Annotated in this window: 7 protein-coding genes; 2 read left to right on the plus strand and 5 right to left on the minus strand. The window is 38.8% G+C overall.

Annotated features, from left to right (window positions below; translation table 11 throughout):
* Positions 1-250 precede the first annotated feature (250 nt).
* Entirely contained in the window at positions 251-592 is a 342-nt protein-coding gene (locus B2745_RS01545; protein WP_026905325.1) for a phage holin family protein, read from the plus strand.
* Here B2745_RS01545 and B2745_RS01550 read toward each other — a convergent pair.
* The 5 genes from B2745_RS01550 to B2745_RS01570 form a co-directional block, all read right to left on the minus strand.
* Complete coding sequence (locus B2745_RS01550) at positions 589-2,685, minus strand: M1 family metallopeptidase (RefSeq protein WP_304062750.1); 2,097 nt, start codon at positions 2,683-2,685, stop codon at positions 589-591. The two genes, B2745_RS01545 and B2745_RS01550, sit on opposite strands and share 4 nt — an antisense overlap.
* On the minus strand, positions 2,682-3,923 hold the full coding sequence (locus B2745_RS01555) for a TlpA disulfide reductase family protein (protein WP_304062753.1): 1,242 nt from the start codon (positions 3,921-3,923) through the stop codon (positions 2,682-2,684). Before B2745_RS01555 ends, B2745_RS01550 begins: the two co-directional genes overlap by 4 nt.
* A gap of 160 nt (positions 3,924-4,083) precedes the next feature.
* A complete protein-coding gene (locus B2745_RS01560; protein ID WP_304062756.1) occupies positions 4,084-4,956 on the minus strand; it encodes a PorP/SprF family type IX secretion system membrane protein in 873 nt (290 codons plus the stop codon).
* A gap of 90 nt (positions 4,957-5,046) precedes the next feature.
* A complete protein-coding gene (locus B2745_RS01565) occupies positions 5,047-14,043 on the minus strand; it encodes a YDG domain-containing protein (RefSeq protein WP_304062759.1) in 8,997 nt (2,998 codons plus the stop codon).
* Positions 14,044-14,669: 626 nt separating this feature from the next.
* Positions 14,670-15,110, minus strand: coding sequence for a hypothetical protein (locus B2745_RS01570; protein ID WP_304062762.1), 441 nt, complete (start codon positions 15,108-15,110; stop codon positions 14,670-14,672).
* A gap of 1,304 nt (positions 15,111-16,414) precedes the next feature.
* Here B2745_RS01570 and B2745_RS01575 point away from each other — a divergent pair.
* The gene (locus tag B2745_RS01575) at positions 16,415-17,401 is read left to right on the plus strand and encodes a glycosyltransferase family 4 protein (RefSeq protein ID WP_304062765.1); all 987 of its coding nucleotides are present in this window, start codon (positions 16,415-16,417) and stop codon (positions 17,399-17,401) included.
* The last annotated feature ends 118 nt before the right edge of the window (positions 17,402-17,519 follow it).

The raw sequence follows: 17,519 nt of genomic DNA on the forward strand, positions 1-17,519 counted from the left end.
AATATTCATCAGCCTTGATTTTTGGGGCACTTTTTTTTCAAGAAAAAAGTGCCTAGGGCTGGCCGCCTATGAGGCCGGAAAGCCTTGTGCATGAGACTAAAATTAAAAAGTATTATTAGTTTACCTATCTTTTTATCAAAAAATCATTTACTATACCAATGACTAAAAACCTAATAAACTAATGGCTAATAAACTAAAAACCTAATCAGATGGCTTAAATTTTGTTAGATTAGATTCAAATTTTATGGTGATGAGTTTAATTATAGAAATTTTATTGATGGGCTTAGCGGTAGCTATTGCTGCATTTTTAATACCAGGTGTAAGTGTTGATGGTTATTTATCAGCGGTACTAGCCGGTATATTAATCGCCTTGGCTAATGCCACGATTGGCTTTATTTTAAGAATATTTACTTTCCCCATCAATTTTCTTACACTGGGGCTGATGTCTTTTATCATCACTGTATTGATGGTTTTACTGGTTGATGAAGTGATGACTAGCTTTAATACTTCTGGCTTTTTATCAGCTTTATTGTTTGCGCTGGTTTTGGCTGTTATTAAAATGGTGTTTGGAGGATTTAAAAAAGATGATTAATGTAAAGCTTTATGAACTAAAGCAGATATATCCTGTTTCAGCCTAGGAAGGATATCTTTATAATCTGCTTTTGGATAGTATCTTTTAAGTACTTTAATAGCTTCTGCTCTTACAAGTGATTTTGGATGAGTTAAAGCTAAATCTTTGATTTTACTTAACTGTTTTGCCCTGAAATCCGCATCAAACATTTTATAGTGTTCCAATCCTTTAACTACAATAGGCCAAGCTGTATCATGAATAGCTTTTTGAAGTATAGGTACTGCCTGAGGAGCTGTTTTATGTTTATCAAAATAAGCCATAGCTTCTTGCTTATCTAGATAATCATCAGCATAAAGAAATTGATTTTTATAGTCTTCATCGCTTTTAACTTCCTGTTTTTTAATAAGTAAATTGTTGTGAACATCAAATTTAACATGATCTGGAGCTGCTGAAAAAGGGATAGTAAAACGCTGTTTGATGTCGGTTATCAAAATATCATGGTAATTTACCTGATTTTTAGAAACGGTTTTTAAGGTTATTGGGAGTTGATAAACCGGTACAGATACCGTGTCTTGCAATTGTTCTACATCAATAACCAATTGCTGCTGTTGTGCATCATAAAATTTATCAATTTTTAACTCTGGATAGCCTTTAGCGAAAAACCATTGCTTAAAATACCAATTTAAATCTTTACCAGTTACTTCTTCAAAAGCCAATCTTAAATGATGAATTTCTACCGCTTTGTAAGCATTTTTAGTGAGGTATAAATTCAAAGCTGTAAAAAAAGTTTCATCGCCCACCAGTGTTCTCAGGTTATGTAAAATAACAGCTCCTTTCTGGTAAGATATGGCATCAAACATGTGCTCTTTATCGGCATAATTAAACCTGATAACATCTGCATCACGGTTTTTAGCATAACTGAAATAGCTTTCAGCCATACGGGAAAGGTGTTCATCTGCATCTTCTTTACCATTTTTATGTTCTCGCCATAAGTATTCTCCGTAAGTTGCAAAAGACTCGTTTAAAGGTAAATGCGACCAAGATTCGCATGTCACTAAATTCCCAAACCAGTGGTGGTAAAGTTCATGCGCTATAATATCATCCTGATTATGGTCTTCATGCTGTGCTGCTGTAAGGTTAAGTCCGCTGTAAAAAACCGAAGCTGTGGTATTTTCCATAGCACCACTCACAAAATTACGCACTACAATTTGGTCATATTTGGGCCAAGGGTATGGGTAGTTTAACTGTTTAGAGAAGAAATCAAGCATGGCTGAGGTATTGCCAAAAACCTTTTTTGCGGTAGGCGCATAAGCCTTTTCGGTATAATATCGAAGTGGAATATCCTTCCATTTATCTTCAGTAATTTCAAATTCGCCTACGGCTAGCATACTTAAATACACCGCATGTGGCTGTTGCATCCACCACGTATCTGTACGGGTACCATCTGTATGTTTGATGCTTTCTTTTAAAATGCCATTAGAAAGTGTTTGGTATTGATCATCAACACGGATATTAAACTGATGGGTCATTTTTTCAGCCGGGTTTTCTATCGTAGGGAACCAGCAGGAATTATTTTCGGTTTCTCCTTGTGTCCATATTTGATTTTTCCCTTTGTGATTGATAAAATATAAACCTCTATCATCGGCAGAAAAAATATCTCGACCAATCTTTAGCTTCCTAGGAGCTGCGGTATAATTAATCTTGATAATAAATTGCTGGTTAGCTTGGTAGGTCTTATCTAATTTGATATTGATTTTATGATCAACATAAGTATAAGGTACTACTTGCAAGCTATCGTTAATTTCTTGATGAATCTGATGTATTTTAAAGCCTTTTGCATCTAACACCATAGAATCTGTAGCATAAAAATAGGGTTGGGCTGTAATTTTAGCTTCGCCATAAACAAAAGCGCTATCCCAGTTAAAAGAAACAGCTAAATCTGTATGAAGAATATCAATTTCTTGGGTATAACTTGCATGATAAAGCTTTGCTCCAACTTTATTTGCATGAACATAAATGGGCTCAAATTCTATGAAATGTATTTTTCCACAGGAAGATAAAATAAATGCTAGCAGCAGAAGAGAGTAGCATTTACTTCTTAAAATTATTTTCATTCTTTTCTTAAAGTACTGATGAGTGTTTCAAACTCCTTTACAAAGTCCTCATAATATGCTCCTGTTCCTGGCCCGTTAAATCCGGTATGGATGTTTCTTACTTTCCCTTTTTTATCTATAACAATCATGGTAGGGAAAGCCATAACGGTATTTAGCATAGGTAAACTTTTTGCAGGTTCTCCTTTTTTATTGGTATATCCGGTAATTAAGAATGGATAAGGTACTTGAAAGCGATGGATAACTTTTTGCAAATTGGCTTTAGATTTTTCGAAATCTGAGGTACGCTCATAAGCCAAACCTAACACCTTAATATCATCAAAATTATTTTGGCGAATATAGTTGCTCAAAAAAGCTGTTTCATCCATACAATTAGGACACCAAGAGCCTAATAATTGTAGAATCACTACTTTGTTTTTAAACTCCTCATCTTTTAGGCTGACTTGTTTTTTATTCATATCCGGGAAAGAGAAATCTATCGTCTCAAAACCTGGCTTTAGATAAGTTAAGCCATAAGCATCTGGTAAAGTTGCGTTTTCATCCTTTTTGGCTGTAAACCATTCTTGCGAAGAAAAACCCGAATAAAACTTACCCTCACTTAGGGTTTCGCCGCTAACTTTTGCAGTAAATAAAAACGCAAAACCACCATCAAAAGTAGATAAACTCAGCTCATCGCCATCTAAAACACCATCTAAATACCTATAATCTCCGGTAGGTGTAAGAAAAGAACCAGTTACCACATTACCTTCTTGTTTGAAATTACCTATAGCCAGTGTACTGTCTTTACCTTCTGTATTCGTAAATACAGTTGCCCATTTTCCTGTAATATTTTGTACCGCTGGTTTAAGTTGTTCTTTAAACCTCCATTTGATACCATATTGCGCTACGAATTGCATTTTTACATCTTTATCTGCCAAGTGTTTTACCCAATAACCTTCTATTTTGTTATCCGCAATAATGCCTTTAATTTCAGAATCATAAAGTGGCATTTTAATAAAAATAGAATCTTTTTCTCGGCTTATATCATCTACTTTAAATTGCTCTTTACCATTCATGATAAGCATCTGCCACTTACCTAAGCTATCTTTCAATTCGAAATTAAAAGGAACTTCGGCACCCGTTTCATTAATTAAAGCCCCTCTCCAAATACCACTATTTAAGGTGTTATTTGTGGTTTGACAAGCTACCGTAAGTAAAATAAAAAAGGTAATAATGCTATAAATGAGATCTTTAATATTCATGATGTATTTGTATATGTAAAGGATTACATGACTTAAGTCATTTTGTTTTCCATTAACTTGGATAAGTTTCAAATTTAGGAATAATTGGCGGCTAAATAAAAAAGCCCCAAGCTAATGCTTGAGGCTGATTTTTATTTATTCTTAATACCTGTTTGTTATACTACAACTTCCTATTAAACCTATAACCAATCACGATATCAAATACTCCACCTGTAAAACCTCTTATCGCTACTGGCTCTGTATTGTATAAAGTCGAGATGTTCAACTGCTGCTTGTAGGTATAACCCAAGCCGCCTGAGAAACTCCGGTTGCTATGGTACATCGTATACAACTTCAAATCTTCTATGCCCCACTCTGCTGCTATATCATACTGGTTGTCGTAACCTTTTACGCCTCTATAAGCTAATAACGGACGGACACTGAAATCATTCTTTAGTATTATCATGTAGCTCACAGCGCTATAAAACGTAGAATAGTCTACCGTTGAAAACTGACCGTTCCTACGCTGGTTTAAGTTCAAATAGCTGAACTGTGCCTCTAGCTTCTTACCCATATACGCCACACCAAAGTTACCATCCAGATAGCTCTCTCTTTCATTCTGATAACGCATCAACTCTGGGTCGTTCGCTCTGCTGCCACTGGCTAAACTATAGTTTAAATCATCCTGTGACCAGCTTAACGATACCCCAAAGCGTAGACTATGGTCTGCACTGAAAGGTACTTTATAGCTATAGCTACCCATAGCCTGTGTTCTTTGCATTAAGCCTGCCTTGTCGTTGATCACATTCACGCCTATCGAAGCTTTCTCATTGATGGGCATGCTCCCTGAAAACGATAGCATCTCTGGTGCTCCTTCTATCTTATTCCACTGGTTTGAATAATTGCTGTATACCTCTGTTACGCCTCTAAAACCTGCCATCGCTGGGTTTACCAAATAGGGGTTCTGGAAGTACTGACTCTTCATTGGAGTTAACTGAGACCAAACAGGCAGGGCTGTGATGATTAACAATAAAATGGTTAATATTCTTTTCATCTCTTTATGTTATTTATTTCTTTATCTTTTTAAAAATTCCCTGATTTTACTCAGGGAATCTTTTTATTTACTTATGAACCATATTCTTGATTACTGTTTGACAACCGTAATAAAGCCTTTCTTAGGTGCTATTCCTGCTTGTTGAAATTTGAAAACATAATAATAAGTTCCAGCAGCTAAAGGGCTACCATTAAGCATTCCATCCCAATCATTCTGATAGTTTCTCACTTCATAAAGCACTCTGCCCGAACGGTCAAAGATCGTTAGGGTATGGTTAGGATAGACATCTATATTCTCTACCACCCACTTATCATTAATACCATCTCCATTAGGCGTCATAAAATTCTCTGCCTTGATGGCTTGATAATCTTCTCTTACCTCTATATTGATCGTCTCTACTGACTCGCAACCACTGGCATTTGTAACGCTAACTGTATACGTAGTGCTAACTTCTGGTCGCACTGTTAGCGTAGCTGTATTTTGTCCGCTGATGATTCCTCCTGCATTACTCCACTGATAACTTGTGCCGCCTCTTGCTGTTAACTCTGCCGTTTCTCCCTTACTAATACTTAAACCTTTATCACTTATAATCGTGATTTGTGGGAGCGCATTTACTACTAACGTGAAGCTCCTCGTCGTCTCATCTACCCCGCCATTGGCTACCCCTCCATTATCTCTTACCCTTACGCTTATCGTGGTACTTCCGCTTTGTCCATTGCCTACACGGTAACGCAATTCATTATTTACTACGGACAGGTTACTTAGCAAGCTGCTATTGCTGCTACTAGCCGTAACTGTGGTGGTTTGTCCTACTTCTGGCCCTGCTGTTATTCCCGTTAATCCTATCACCTGTTCTGCTGCGGTATAACATATCGTTTGGTTGTTTACCGCATTAATCGTTGGTGCTTCATTGACATCGCTCAGGTTTACTGTAAGTACTTCATCTAAGCTGAATCCAAACTGGGTGGTACTTCTCACTCTTACACTATAGCTCTGCTTGTTCTCGTAGTTTAAGCTAACTGCTGTTTGTAATTGATTACCACTAATAACAAAACTTGCATTATCCGTAGCTCCTGATCCTGCTACTAAGCTATAAGTAAAGGTAGCTACAGGGCTGTTGGAAGTACTGCTTAATGTTCCTGCTAAAGTGCCTGATGCCCTGTTCTCGTAAAGCGTAACTCCTGCTAAACTTACACTCGTTGGTGCACCTGGTTTTACCGTCAATATTCCATTCTGATAGCTGATGGCATAGTTCTCTGATACCGCTCCACTTACCGTTATCGGGTAATCCCCTTGTAAACTACTTACTGTTGCTGTTGTGGAGATTATTGGCTGGCTGGTTAACACCGTATTATTCTCTCCGCCTACAAAGCCTGTATAACTAATCGTTAATAACGGATTAACCTCTCCTTCAAACTTCTCCTTATTATCTGCTATGATCGTTAAGGCTTTTCTGGTAATAGCGGCGGTAGTACTTGTAGTTGTATTTACTGTATAGTTTCCTGCATCTGTTCCACTAATGCTGATGCCACTGATACTCACAGTTTTATTGTTGCCTACATTTTTGTTATCAAACGTAGCTGTAGTATAAGCTGCTGTGAGCACATCGCCTGTGATTCTGTTGTCTGAAAGTGTTACAGTTGCTGTATTGTTAGCATCGTATTCTTTGTTGATTCCTGTTGCTGTTACCAGTAAGGCTTTCGCTGTGATGGCTGCTGTTGTGCTTGTACTCGCATTTACTGTATAGTTACCTGCATCTGTTCCGCCGATACTAATACCTGATACCGATACTGCTTTGCCTGTACCTACATTCTTATTGTTGAATGTCGCCGTCGTATAAGCTGCTGTGAATACATCGCCTGCTATTCTGTTGTCTCCTAAGCTTACTGTTGCCGTAGTATTTGCATCGTACTCTTTGTTGATTCCTGTAGCACTTACTAGTAGTGCTTTGGCTGTGATGTTAGCCGTGGTGCTTGCAGTGGTATTGACTGTATAGTTACCAGCATCTGTTCCACTGATACTGATACCTGATACCGCTACTGATTTACCTGTACCTACATTCTTATTGTTGAATGTCGCTGTCGTATAAGCTGCGGTTAACACATCACCTGTGATTCTGTTATCTTCTAAGCTTACCGTTGCTGTATTATTGGCATCGTACTCTTTGTTGATTCCTGTTGCACTTACTGTTAGCAACTTAGCTGTGATGGCTGCTGTTGTAGTGGTTGTGGTGTTAGCTGTATAGTTACCTGCATCCGCTCCACTGATGGTGATACCTGATACCGATACTGCTTTGCCTGTGCCTACATTCTTATTATCGAACGTCGCTGTAGTATAGGCTGCGGTTAGTACATCGCCTGTGATTCTGTTATCTCCTAAGCTTACTGTTGCTGTATTGTTGGCATCGTATTCTTTGTTGATACCGGTAGCGCTTATTAGTAGTGCTTTGGCTGTGATGTTAGCTATGGTACTTGCAGTGGTATTGACTGTATAATTACCTGCGTCTGTTCCGCTAATACTGATGCCGGATACCGATATTGCTTTGCCTGTTCCTACATTCTTATCGTTGAATGTTGCTGTCGTATAAGCCGCTGTTAATACATCTCCTGTGATTCTATTGTCTCCCAATGTTACCGTGGCTGTAGTATTAGCATCGTATTCTTTGTTGATTCCTGTTGCTGTTACTGTTAGCAACTTAGCTGTGATAGCTGCAGTTGTAGTAGTAGAAGTGTTAACAGTATAGTTGCTCGCATCTGTGCCGCTGATGCTGATACCTGATACCGATACTGCTTTACCTGTGCCTACATTCTTATTGTTGAATGTCGCTGCCGTATAGGCTGTTGTTAATACATCGCCATTTATACGGTTATCTGATAAAGTTACTGTTGCTGTGGTGTTGGCATCGTATTCTTTGTTGATACCGGTAGCAGTAACTGTTAGTGGCTTAGCGGTGATAGCTGCTGTTGTACTTGCAGTCGCATTTGCTGTATAGTTACCCGCATCTGTGCCACTGATACTGATACCTGATACCGATACTGCTTTGCCTGTTCCTACATTCTTATTATCAAACTTGGCTGTCGTATAAGTTGCTGTTAGTACATCGCCGCTTACACGGTTATCTGAGAAAGTTACGGTAGCCGTTGTTGTACCGTCGTAGGTCTTGTTTGTTGCTGTCGCAGTTACGGCTAATGTTCTGGCTGTAATGTCTGCGGTTGCTGTCGTAGTCGTGTTGACGGTATAGTTGCCCGCATCTGTACCACTAATGCTGATACCGGCGATACTAACGGTTTTATTACTACCCACATTTTTATTATTAAAAGTAGCTGTCGTATTTGCCGTTGTTAATATATCCCCGTTTACACGGTTGTCTGCTAAAGTTACGGTAGCTATGGTTGTACCATCGTAAGTTTTATCTGTTGCCGTTGCAGTTACGGCTAATGTTCTGGCTGTAATAGCTGCAGTTGTAGTAGTAGAAGTGTTTACTGTATAATTCAATGCGTCTGTTCCACTGATGCTGATCCCACTGATGCTCACAGTTTTATTATTGCCCACATTTTTATTATTAAAAGTGGCTGTCGTATTTGCCGTTGTGAATACATCTCCATTAACGCGATTGTCTGCTAAAGTTACGGTAGCCGTTGTGGTACCATCATATTCTTTGTTTGCGGCTGTTGCGGTTACTATCAATGTTCTGGCAGTAATAGCTGCTGTTGTAGTGGTAGAAGTGTTTACGCTGTAGTTGCCTGCCGCTGCTCCACTGATGCTGATACCACTGATGCTCACGGTTTTATTACTACCCACATTTTTGTTATCAAACGTAGCTGCCGTGTTTGCTACTGTAAATACATCTCCGATTAAACGGTTATCTGAGAAAGTTACGGTAGCGGTTGTTGTCCCATCGTACACCTTGTTTGTGGCTGTTGCGGTTACTGCCAATGTTCTGGCAGTAATGTTGGCTGTAAATGTTGGTTGTAAAATGGTGTAATTGGCTGCATCAGTACCGTTTAAAGTATAACCTGTTGTAGCGATAGCAATTGCTGACCCCACATTTGCATTTGCAAACGTATGGGTTGGGGTACCGCTTAAAGCAACATTATCTCCAGATTCAACACCTGTCAAGCTAGCTGTACCACTTACGGTGGCTGCATTAGTTGCATCATAAACTTTATTGCCTGCACTTAGCCCCGAAACGGTTAATTCTTTCTTCAGGATAATCCCGTCATTAACGATCAAATTTGCTGGCGCTGTATATTTAGAAGCGTCGGTACCTCCAAGTGTGTATACCACTGTGATTGTTTTGCCAGTACCTGCAAGTTTATTCTGATAAGTGGCTGCTGCTGTAACTGTAACATCGTCGCCCGGTTCAATTCCTGACAAACCAATATTAGAAACTGTAGCTGAAGCAGTACCATCGTATGTTTTTGATTTAACCAAATCCTGATTGCTTACGGTCAAATCAATTTTAGTTTGAACACGATACAAAGCGTAGGTATTTCCTGCAAGCAGGGCAGGGCTAAAAGTCGTGGTTGTTTCATCCACTTTCATTCTGGTATTCGAAGCACCTCCTGCCAAAGCTGTAAGTCCGGTACTTCCATTTTCTGAGCCACTAAACAATTTGACAATACCATTTAGTCCGGTGCTGATTGTTGGTGTTCCTGATACAAGGATATTTCCACCTGTTCCAGTCCCAATAGACTGTCCTTTACCTGCATTAAGAATTATCGCATCCGAAGTGGTAGAAGTTGTAGTCAGATTTGCGGCTAATGTTAAATTTCCTTCATCGGTGGCAATAGCTATTTCACCTGTAGCATTGATGCTTTCCAACGTCAGTGCATTGCTATCCAAGTACTTCACTGTACCTGTATTAGCCGTTAAACTGTTGATGTTATTTCCTGAATTCGAAAAATCATATATTACTCCAGCTCCTAACAATTCGAGGTTATTTGCCGTGATGATACCTGCGTAATTGATAAATGTATTGGAATTAAAAGTTATATCTCCACTAAATGGGTTAGTACCGTCAAAACCTATGGCACTGTTTGTATTTCCGGGCCACTGATTTATACCCGCAACATTTGGATTAACAGAAGTACCTTCCAAATTGATTTTACCGGTTTGAGAGACAATTTGTTCTTGTCCTCCTCCAAACAAGAAAATCCCACCATACTGATTATTATAACCGGTACTCTTTAGCCTTCCTGTAATGTCTATGGCTCCAGATACAGTTCTTATCCTTACGGTGCTATTGGCATTTCCAAAGGAATAAAGCCCTACTCCCGCTCCGTGGGTTTGCTCACTAAAGTCTGTTTCTCCCAGGATGGTAACTTTACCTGATGTACTTGCTATAGCGGCTGTTGTATTATTATCTACCGTTCCCATTAGCAATCCATAATGCCAGCTTGCATCATTATTTGTCCCTGTAGAAATGGCTTTTAAATCTATATCTCCCGAGGTAGAAACTAAAGAACTCTGTTCTAAGTAAACCCCATTATAACCATTGGCAACACCACTTACACCGTCAGCAATACCCGAAACCGCTAAATTTCCCGCTCCTGTATTTACTGATGATTTATAGAAGGTAATTCCATTTTTGAAATTATTGGTTGTAAAGGCATGTACAGCATTTGCATAAGCACTGCCATCACCAACCGCTAATCCATTCCAGGCAGTAGCACTCTGGTTACCACCCCCCATCCATAAATGTCCACCATTTGTGGTGATGGTACTTTCGTTTAAATAAATAGATCCTGTTTTGTTTTTATCAGCATCAGACCATAATATGGTATTTAAAGCATTCCCTGAAACCACTATAGAACTACCAGTATTAAATATGATATCTCCGGCAGCTTTAAGGGTAAGGGTTCTTGGTGTACTAAGTGCTCCGCTGATATTGGCAGCTATGAGAATATTTCCATTACAAGACTGTATGCTAAGATTCCCGGTGTTCTGAAGATAATTGAGAATCACTGATGCAGGAACGGTTGCGTCGCCCGCTGTGGTTAACACCCCGTTATTGATGGTATATGCTGCACCACTTGCAGTTGCTCCTATGGTAATGGTTCCAGTACAAGGCGGACTGGTTGTGGTAAAACTCACCTCATTACCATAACTAGTTCCTACACTGTTGACGGCATAAGCCCTTACATAATAAGTAGTAGAAGCGGTAAGCCCGGTAATAGCCTCTGTGAAATCCCCAGTTCCTGTACCGTCTTGTACTTTGGTATTTGCCGTTGTCGGGTTTGTAGCAGTACCATATACAAAACCACGCTCTGTGACTGTTGCTCCGCCATCTGCGGTTACATTGCCACTAAAAGTAACGCCCGTAGCGGTGATGGCAGTTGTTGCTGCGGTAGTTACGGTTGGAGCTGTGTTAGCTGCTAATGTAGCAAAACTTAAAATTTGGGAATTATCATTTGTTCCCACAGCATTTGTTGCTTTTGCTCTGTAATAATAAGTTGTTCCGGCGGTTAATCCGCTAATATTAACAGAAACGGCAGTAGCATTATTGCTGCTCACTAAAGTTGCAGGAGTAGCAGCTATGTTAGTTACTCCCGATGCCAGTGTAGGCGAAGTACTGTAATCGAAACTGATGGCTGAAGTAGCTGAAGCTGAAGGGTTAACGTTTGCATTTAACGTAGCCGTAGTACTCGTTACTGCTGTAGCCGTAGTATTAGTAATGGATGGAGTAGCCGAAAACGCTATATTGTCAATCGCGATGTACTGATAAACAGAGCCTAAGTTAATTTCTATCTCATCAATGAGTGTATTACTATTATCTGTTCCAACACTAAAATCAACCAGCGTAAAACCATTATAATTTGTCCCTAAATTAACTGCAGTTTGAAAAATCCCAGATTTAGTAAAAGTATATTGAATCACACCATTCTTCTTTCCTGTGAACGTTATCGTTCCGTTATTGGTTGGTGATGCACCGCTAGCATTTGAGGAAGGATACACCCACATGCTTTTAACACTAAATAGTGTTTTATTGGTACTTTTTATTGAATTCACCTGATTGGTTCCAGTATTGCTATCATTCCCGATGTAAAAGTTAGAACCCACCGTTGGAGATGGTGTATTACTGGCCTGAACACCATAACCTGCATAATTTTGAACGGCAAGTTTATTGGTTAATGTAAAATTTAGGCCGGTGGTGGTATTGGTAAAGGTTTGTGCAGCAGCGGTTGTCCCTTCGAAGAATTCGTAACTTGGGCTTAAGGTTGAAGCAAGCGTGGTAAAGCTCATCTGATTTCCATAACTCGTACCAGCACTATTAGTGGCATAAGCTCTTACATAATAAGTAGTAGAAGCAGTAAGCCCGGTAACAGCCTCCGTGAAAGTACCAGTTCCTGTGCCGTCTTGTACTTTAGTATTTGCCGTTGTCGGGTTGGTTGCAGTTCCGTATACAAAGCCTCGCTCTGTGACTGTTGCTCCGCCATCTGCGGTTACATTGCCGCTGAAAGTGGCACCGGTTGCTGTGATGGAAGTTGCAGAGGATGTGGTTAGGGTTGGAATAACAGCCATTGTAACTGGCCCTATTTCCATTACAAAAATCAAATCTCTAGCTGCTACAGCTGCTCCACCGAAGTATAACTGTCCACCATTATAGATACTTGCAGAAGGATTATTATTACTATAATAAATTTGTACCCTATTTGAAAGATTTCCTTCAAAGCCAAAAGTATATTGATTGCCACTTGAAACTAATACATTCTCACTAGACAAATCAATTGTAACATAATCTTCTAAACCAGCTGCTTCTTTGAAAAGACTAGTAGGAATGTTTATGGTTCTTAAAATACTACCCGAAAGTCCATTCCCTTCTCTAATGGTCATGGTAACTGTAGAGACTGGATAAAAAGAACTCGATGCACTAGTCAATAATTTTATAGTATTTATTTTTCCATTTGCACAAGCCGTAAAGCTTTGACTAAAAAATTCATAACCTTGAGCCAAATCATCCACAGAAGAAACCTTAGAGTTTATTGTACAATCTTCCGTATTAGATGCTGTCGCAAAACTTACCTCACTTCCATAACTCGTTCCTACGCTGTTGATGGCATAAGCCCTAACATAATAAGTTGTTCCTGCGGTAAGCCCGGTAATAGGCTCTGTAAAAGCACCGGTTCCTGTGCCATCTTGCACTTTGGTATTTGCCGTTGTTGGGTTAGTAGTTGTTGCATATACAAAGCCACGCTCGGTTACGGTTGCTCCACCATCTGCGGTTACATTGCCACTAAAAGTAGCGCCCGTAGCGGTGATAGCAGTAACTGCTGAAGTGCTTAGGGTTGGGGCTGTATTTGAAGGTATAACTAAATTACATGATGAATTTGTGCCCAAAGATGTAGTAGAGAGGTCCCAGTTTGAACTATTCATTACTGCAGTGCGAATATTTGCAGCATTTAACGTAGCAGGGACGGCTGAACATTTAAACTTTCCAGATTGTGCCAGCGTAATCCCGGTAACCGGGCCTGTATAAAATGCACTTGTGCCCCCAGTAAGCCCGGGAGGCATTAGGGAAGAATTTGGCCCGGGGGTAGCCCCGATGTTCCAGTCTGCCGTAGTGCTAGCTGCGGTATAAAAATAATTTATTCCAGCTATAATGACCAAGCTACTTCCTGTAATCTTACCATCACTGCTCTGAAACGCAATAAGCTGATCTCCCACATTCGATAATGAAAGCCCATTGGTGGATGATCCTTCGGTAAGCGCAACTGTACCATTAGTAGTAGAGGTAGAAGTAGAAGAATTGTAAGTACTAGCTACAAGTCCTACAATGTATACTTCAGTACCCATAGCAATTGCACTATTACTTGTCCAGGTGATGGTTGATTCTGTACTTCCCGCTGCCTGCCATCCTGAACTTGTGTAGCCTCTATCAGTGAAACTAATTTTTGTACCGCTAGGTATGTTGCTTAGTAATATAAAAGAGAAACTGTCACCAGCACTTGCTAAAGGGGTAGAGTCATAGCCTGTAAAGAGGATATCACCAGCGCTTAAACTTTGGGCTTTAACAGTATTTACTAAAAAAGTAAGAAGTAAAGCAAGCAGTAAACTTATTTTGTTTAATGGTAAGTGTGTCTTCATGTATCAAATTTTAGGTTTCGGGTTATTTTCTTTGATGATTGTATTTCCAATTTATCATGGTTTGTTGGTCAATATTTACATATAAATATTACAGTATTGAGAATTTATACGAATTAGATTAATTAAGGTTTTATATGTTCTAATTAAAATATTATTTATAATATAACAATTTTAAAAAACTTTATTAATAATTTATATGAGTTAAATCACTTTTTTATTTTTTAATTTTAATAATGAATGTTTTACATTTTTTTTAATTAAAATATCAGCTATTTTGCCATAGTTTTAAGAAACTTTATTCCTAAGTTTCATAAGTTTAAATCACCATTTTATTTTCGTTGTATCCCCTTATTCGTAGAGGTAAGTGCAGAAGATTCGGAAAAAGAATTTTTAGTATTTGCACTAAGTGCTAGCTTATTGGGTAAACAGCATTTGAACTTACGGAAGGTTTCTGTTCCTAAACTCCTATTCTTGTCGCCTTATCATCGTTGTTGCTGATCCTCTAGGGTACTGAGGGATAATAAGTGTAAATCCACACAAGCGTACAAACAATAAGCTTTAAAGATGGCTTAAGGGCTATTTATTGTATTATTAAATACGGGTTGAAAATAGGATAATCATTTCAGTTACTCTTCAATGTCCCAAAATATATCAGGTTCAATCTGTTCTGGTTTTACAGCCTCAGGTATATCTTCTGGCACAAATACAAAAGGCTTTCCATCTTTAAAATGTACAGCTTCGATGATACGGGCAGCCTCAAATCTTTTGCCACCAACGATATGCTCACTGCCATAATTTGTAGATTCGAAATAGATATTGGCTACTATAATAACAGCCATTTCATGTGCTTCGGCTATAGGGATGTTTAATTTTGCACCTTTTAAAGTTTCACCAGATTTAATTTTAATCGCTCCTACAAGCACAGCATTATAACTATCTTCATTAAAATTAACAAAAGTACATAACAAACCTATTTTTACCTGTGTTGCAGATGCTGGTGCGTGAATATGTTCTTTCCACGCAATAGTATCTAACTTTAGATGGACTTCGGTTTCTGATATTTCCACTTTTGGCAACTTACTACAAAGCTTTTGAAATGGAATATTAGCATTAAAAAAGCGGAAAGTGGCTTAGAAAGTAGAAAGTTATTCATTATACTCACCAACCAGTCATGCTGACGAGAGGAAGCAACACACAGGCTGGGTTGGCTACTTGTAAGCTGCAACTTTTTTGTAAGATGTTTCACTTTGTTACCATTGACGTTTTTATAATAATTTGATTATCAGAGGCATTTAATTTTGTAAACACGTTATTTCATATTGATTTATATGAAATATATTAGACCTCAACAAGACGAAAAGAGAAGGTAGTATCATGCTCAACAAGCAGTCATACTGATGATGGGAAGTAAGGCATAGGCTGGGTGAGCCACTTGCAAGCTGTAAGCTTTTTTTGTGAGATGTTTCACTCNNTATTAGACCTCAACAAGACGGAAGGGAAAGGTTGCGTTACTCTCACCAAAAAATCATGCTGTATGAGGAGGTGTAAGGAAGGGATAGCTTGACTGTGTTCGCAATAAAGAGCCTTGCATGAAGGGATAGCTTCGCTGAGCTCGCTATGCAAAACAATCGTGATAGCTTCGCTGTGTTCGCCTAATTGTAAAGCGAAGAATGAAGAATCGTGATAGCTTGACTGCGTTCGCTATGAACAAAATCTCTTCTTATTCGATATTTATTATATTATTACTCGTATATCACATGTTCTTTATAGGGTTCTGTATCTTGTTTGTACCCTGTTATGACCCTGTTAGCACCCTGTTAATACCCTGTTAGTTGCTGTTTTGACCATGTTCTGAAATGAGTGAAAAAGAGCGGTTGGATAGCTACGTATTGTTGAATAAATACAAGAAATACATGGGTAATTCTTAGCAAGGCACTTGAGTGATAGACAAGAAAATAAAATATGAAGAATAGAGAGATGATTGGTCATGAAGATGGGTTCGTAGTAGGGAATCAAATGGTTTAACAACTAAGCTGTTTGAATAAATCAAAAATTTAAAAAAACCTACTTTGGCTTTCATAAATAATGATAATTTTACAATCGGAAGCACTTAGCCCTTTAACAAATGGGACTGAGGAAGCGAAGCTGTGGTTAATCATAAGGTTTCCATATATAAATACAGTTATCTTCTCTTTTGTTTTGGGGACTATAAAAAAAATTATACTAGCCTAAGGTATTGATTCAGAGACCTCAAAAAATTCTTTTCCTCACTCTTCGTACGTTTAGTTTAACTGGTGGCATTGAAAAAGTATGCAGAAGCATTGCTTTTACTTTCTATGGTCTACACCAACAAAAACAATGCGCTTTTAAGATGATTTCTTTATATGATACTTCTGGTGATGAGCACTATCTGGATAGTTCCCTCTTTAAAGCTTATGGTGCATCACCCAAAGCTGGTGCTTTTTTCACTATGCTCCAGGTATTCAAATATGATACTTTGGTTTTAAGTCATATTAACCTGGCGCCTATTGCTTGCCTGTTTAAATTGTTAAAACCAAAGTGCCGGGTGATTCTTTGGACGCATGGTATTGAGGTATGGCGACCTTTAAACTGGTTTAAAAGAAGGTTGTTAAAAGTTGCAGATAAAATTGTTGCGGTGAGTGCTTATACCAAAAGCGAGGTGGTAAAAAGGCATGCTGTGGCTCCTGAAAAAATTAAAGTGCTTGCGAATGCACTTGACCCCTATTTTACCGTTCCGGAAATAGCAGCTCAACATCTTCCTAGCATTCGTCATACTTACCAAATCCCAGAGGAAGCACCTTTATTTTTTGCACTAACTCGTTTAAAGCATAGCGAGCAACAGAAAAATTATGACCTGGTTATACAGGCTATTGCAGCATTAAGGATAGAGGGTTTGGTAGCCTATTACATTATAGGTGGTAAATATGATGATTCTGAATACCAAAGGATAAAAGATTTGGCTATTAGCTTAAACATACCAAAACAAATTATACTTACAGGCTTTATTGCTGATGAAGCTATTGCCGACTATTACCAGGCCGCGGATGCTTTTGTTTTGCCCAGCGAAAAGGAAGGCTTCGGACTGGTGTTTATTGAAGCTCAGGCTTGTGGCTTACGGGTATTGGCAGGTAACCAAGATGGCTCTGTTGATGCCGTACAAAACCCTGATGCTGGTATTTTGGTAAATCCTCGAGATTTAAAGGCGATTAAAGAAGCTTTGAATAGTTTATCCCAAAATAAATTATCCATACTAGAGCAAAAAGCTATTCAGAAAGCTTGTTTGGATAAGTTTGGATATGAAAGGTTTGCGAGAGAGGTGGAGGGGTTGGTTGGTTAGGTGGTTAGTTTGTTAGGTGGTTAGTTTGTTAGGTGGTTAGTTTGTTAGGTGGTTGGTTGTTGGTTAGTCATTGGTTCATTAGTGGATGGGGATGTTTTTGATTGATTGATTTTTGATT

It is taken from the genome of Pedobacter glucosidilyticus (assembly GCF_002483235.1).
In the GTDB taxonomy this organism is placed as follows: domain Bacteria; phylum Bacteroidota; class Bacteroidia; order Sphingobacteriales; family Sphingobacteriaceae; genus Pseudopedobacter; species Pseudopedobacter glucosidilyticum_B.

Bases quoted from the DNA above. Each gene is read 5' to 3' on its own strand.
- B2745_RS01545 (WP_026905325.1), top strand. From the start codon at position 251: ATGAGTTTAATTATAGAAATTTTATTGATGGGCTTAGCGGTAGCTATT.
- B2745_RS01550 (WP_304062750.1), bottom strand. From the start codon at position 2,685: ATGAAAATAATTTTAAGAAGTAAATGCTACTCTCTTCTGCTGCTAGCA.
- B2745_RS01555 (WP_304062753.1), bottom strand. From the start codon at position 3,923: ATGAATATTAAAGATCTCATTTATAGCATTATTACCTTTTTTATTTTA.
- B2745_RS01560 (WP_304062756.1), bottom strand. From the start codon at position 4,956: ATGAAAAGAATATTAACCATTTTATTGTTAATCATCACAGCCCTGCCT.
- B2745_RS01565 (WP_304062759.1), bottom strand. From the start codon at position 14,043: ATGAAGACACACTTACCATTAAACAAAATAAGTTTACTGCTTGCTTTA.
- B2745_RS01575 (WP_304062765.1), top strand. From the start codon at position 16,415: ATGATTTCTTTATATGATACTTCTGGTGATGAGCACTATCTGGATAGT.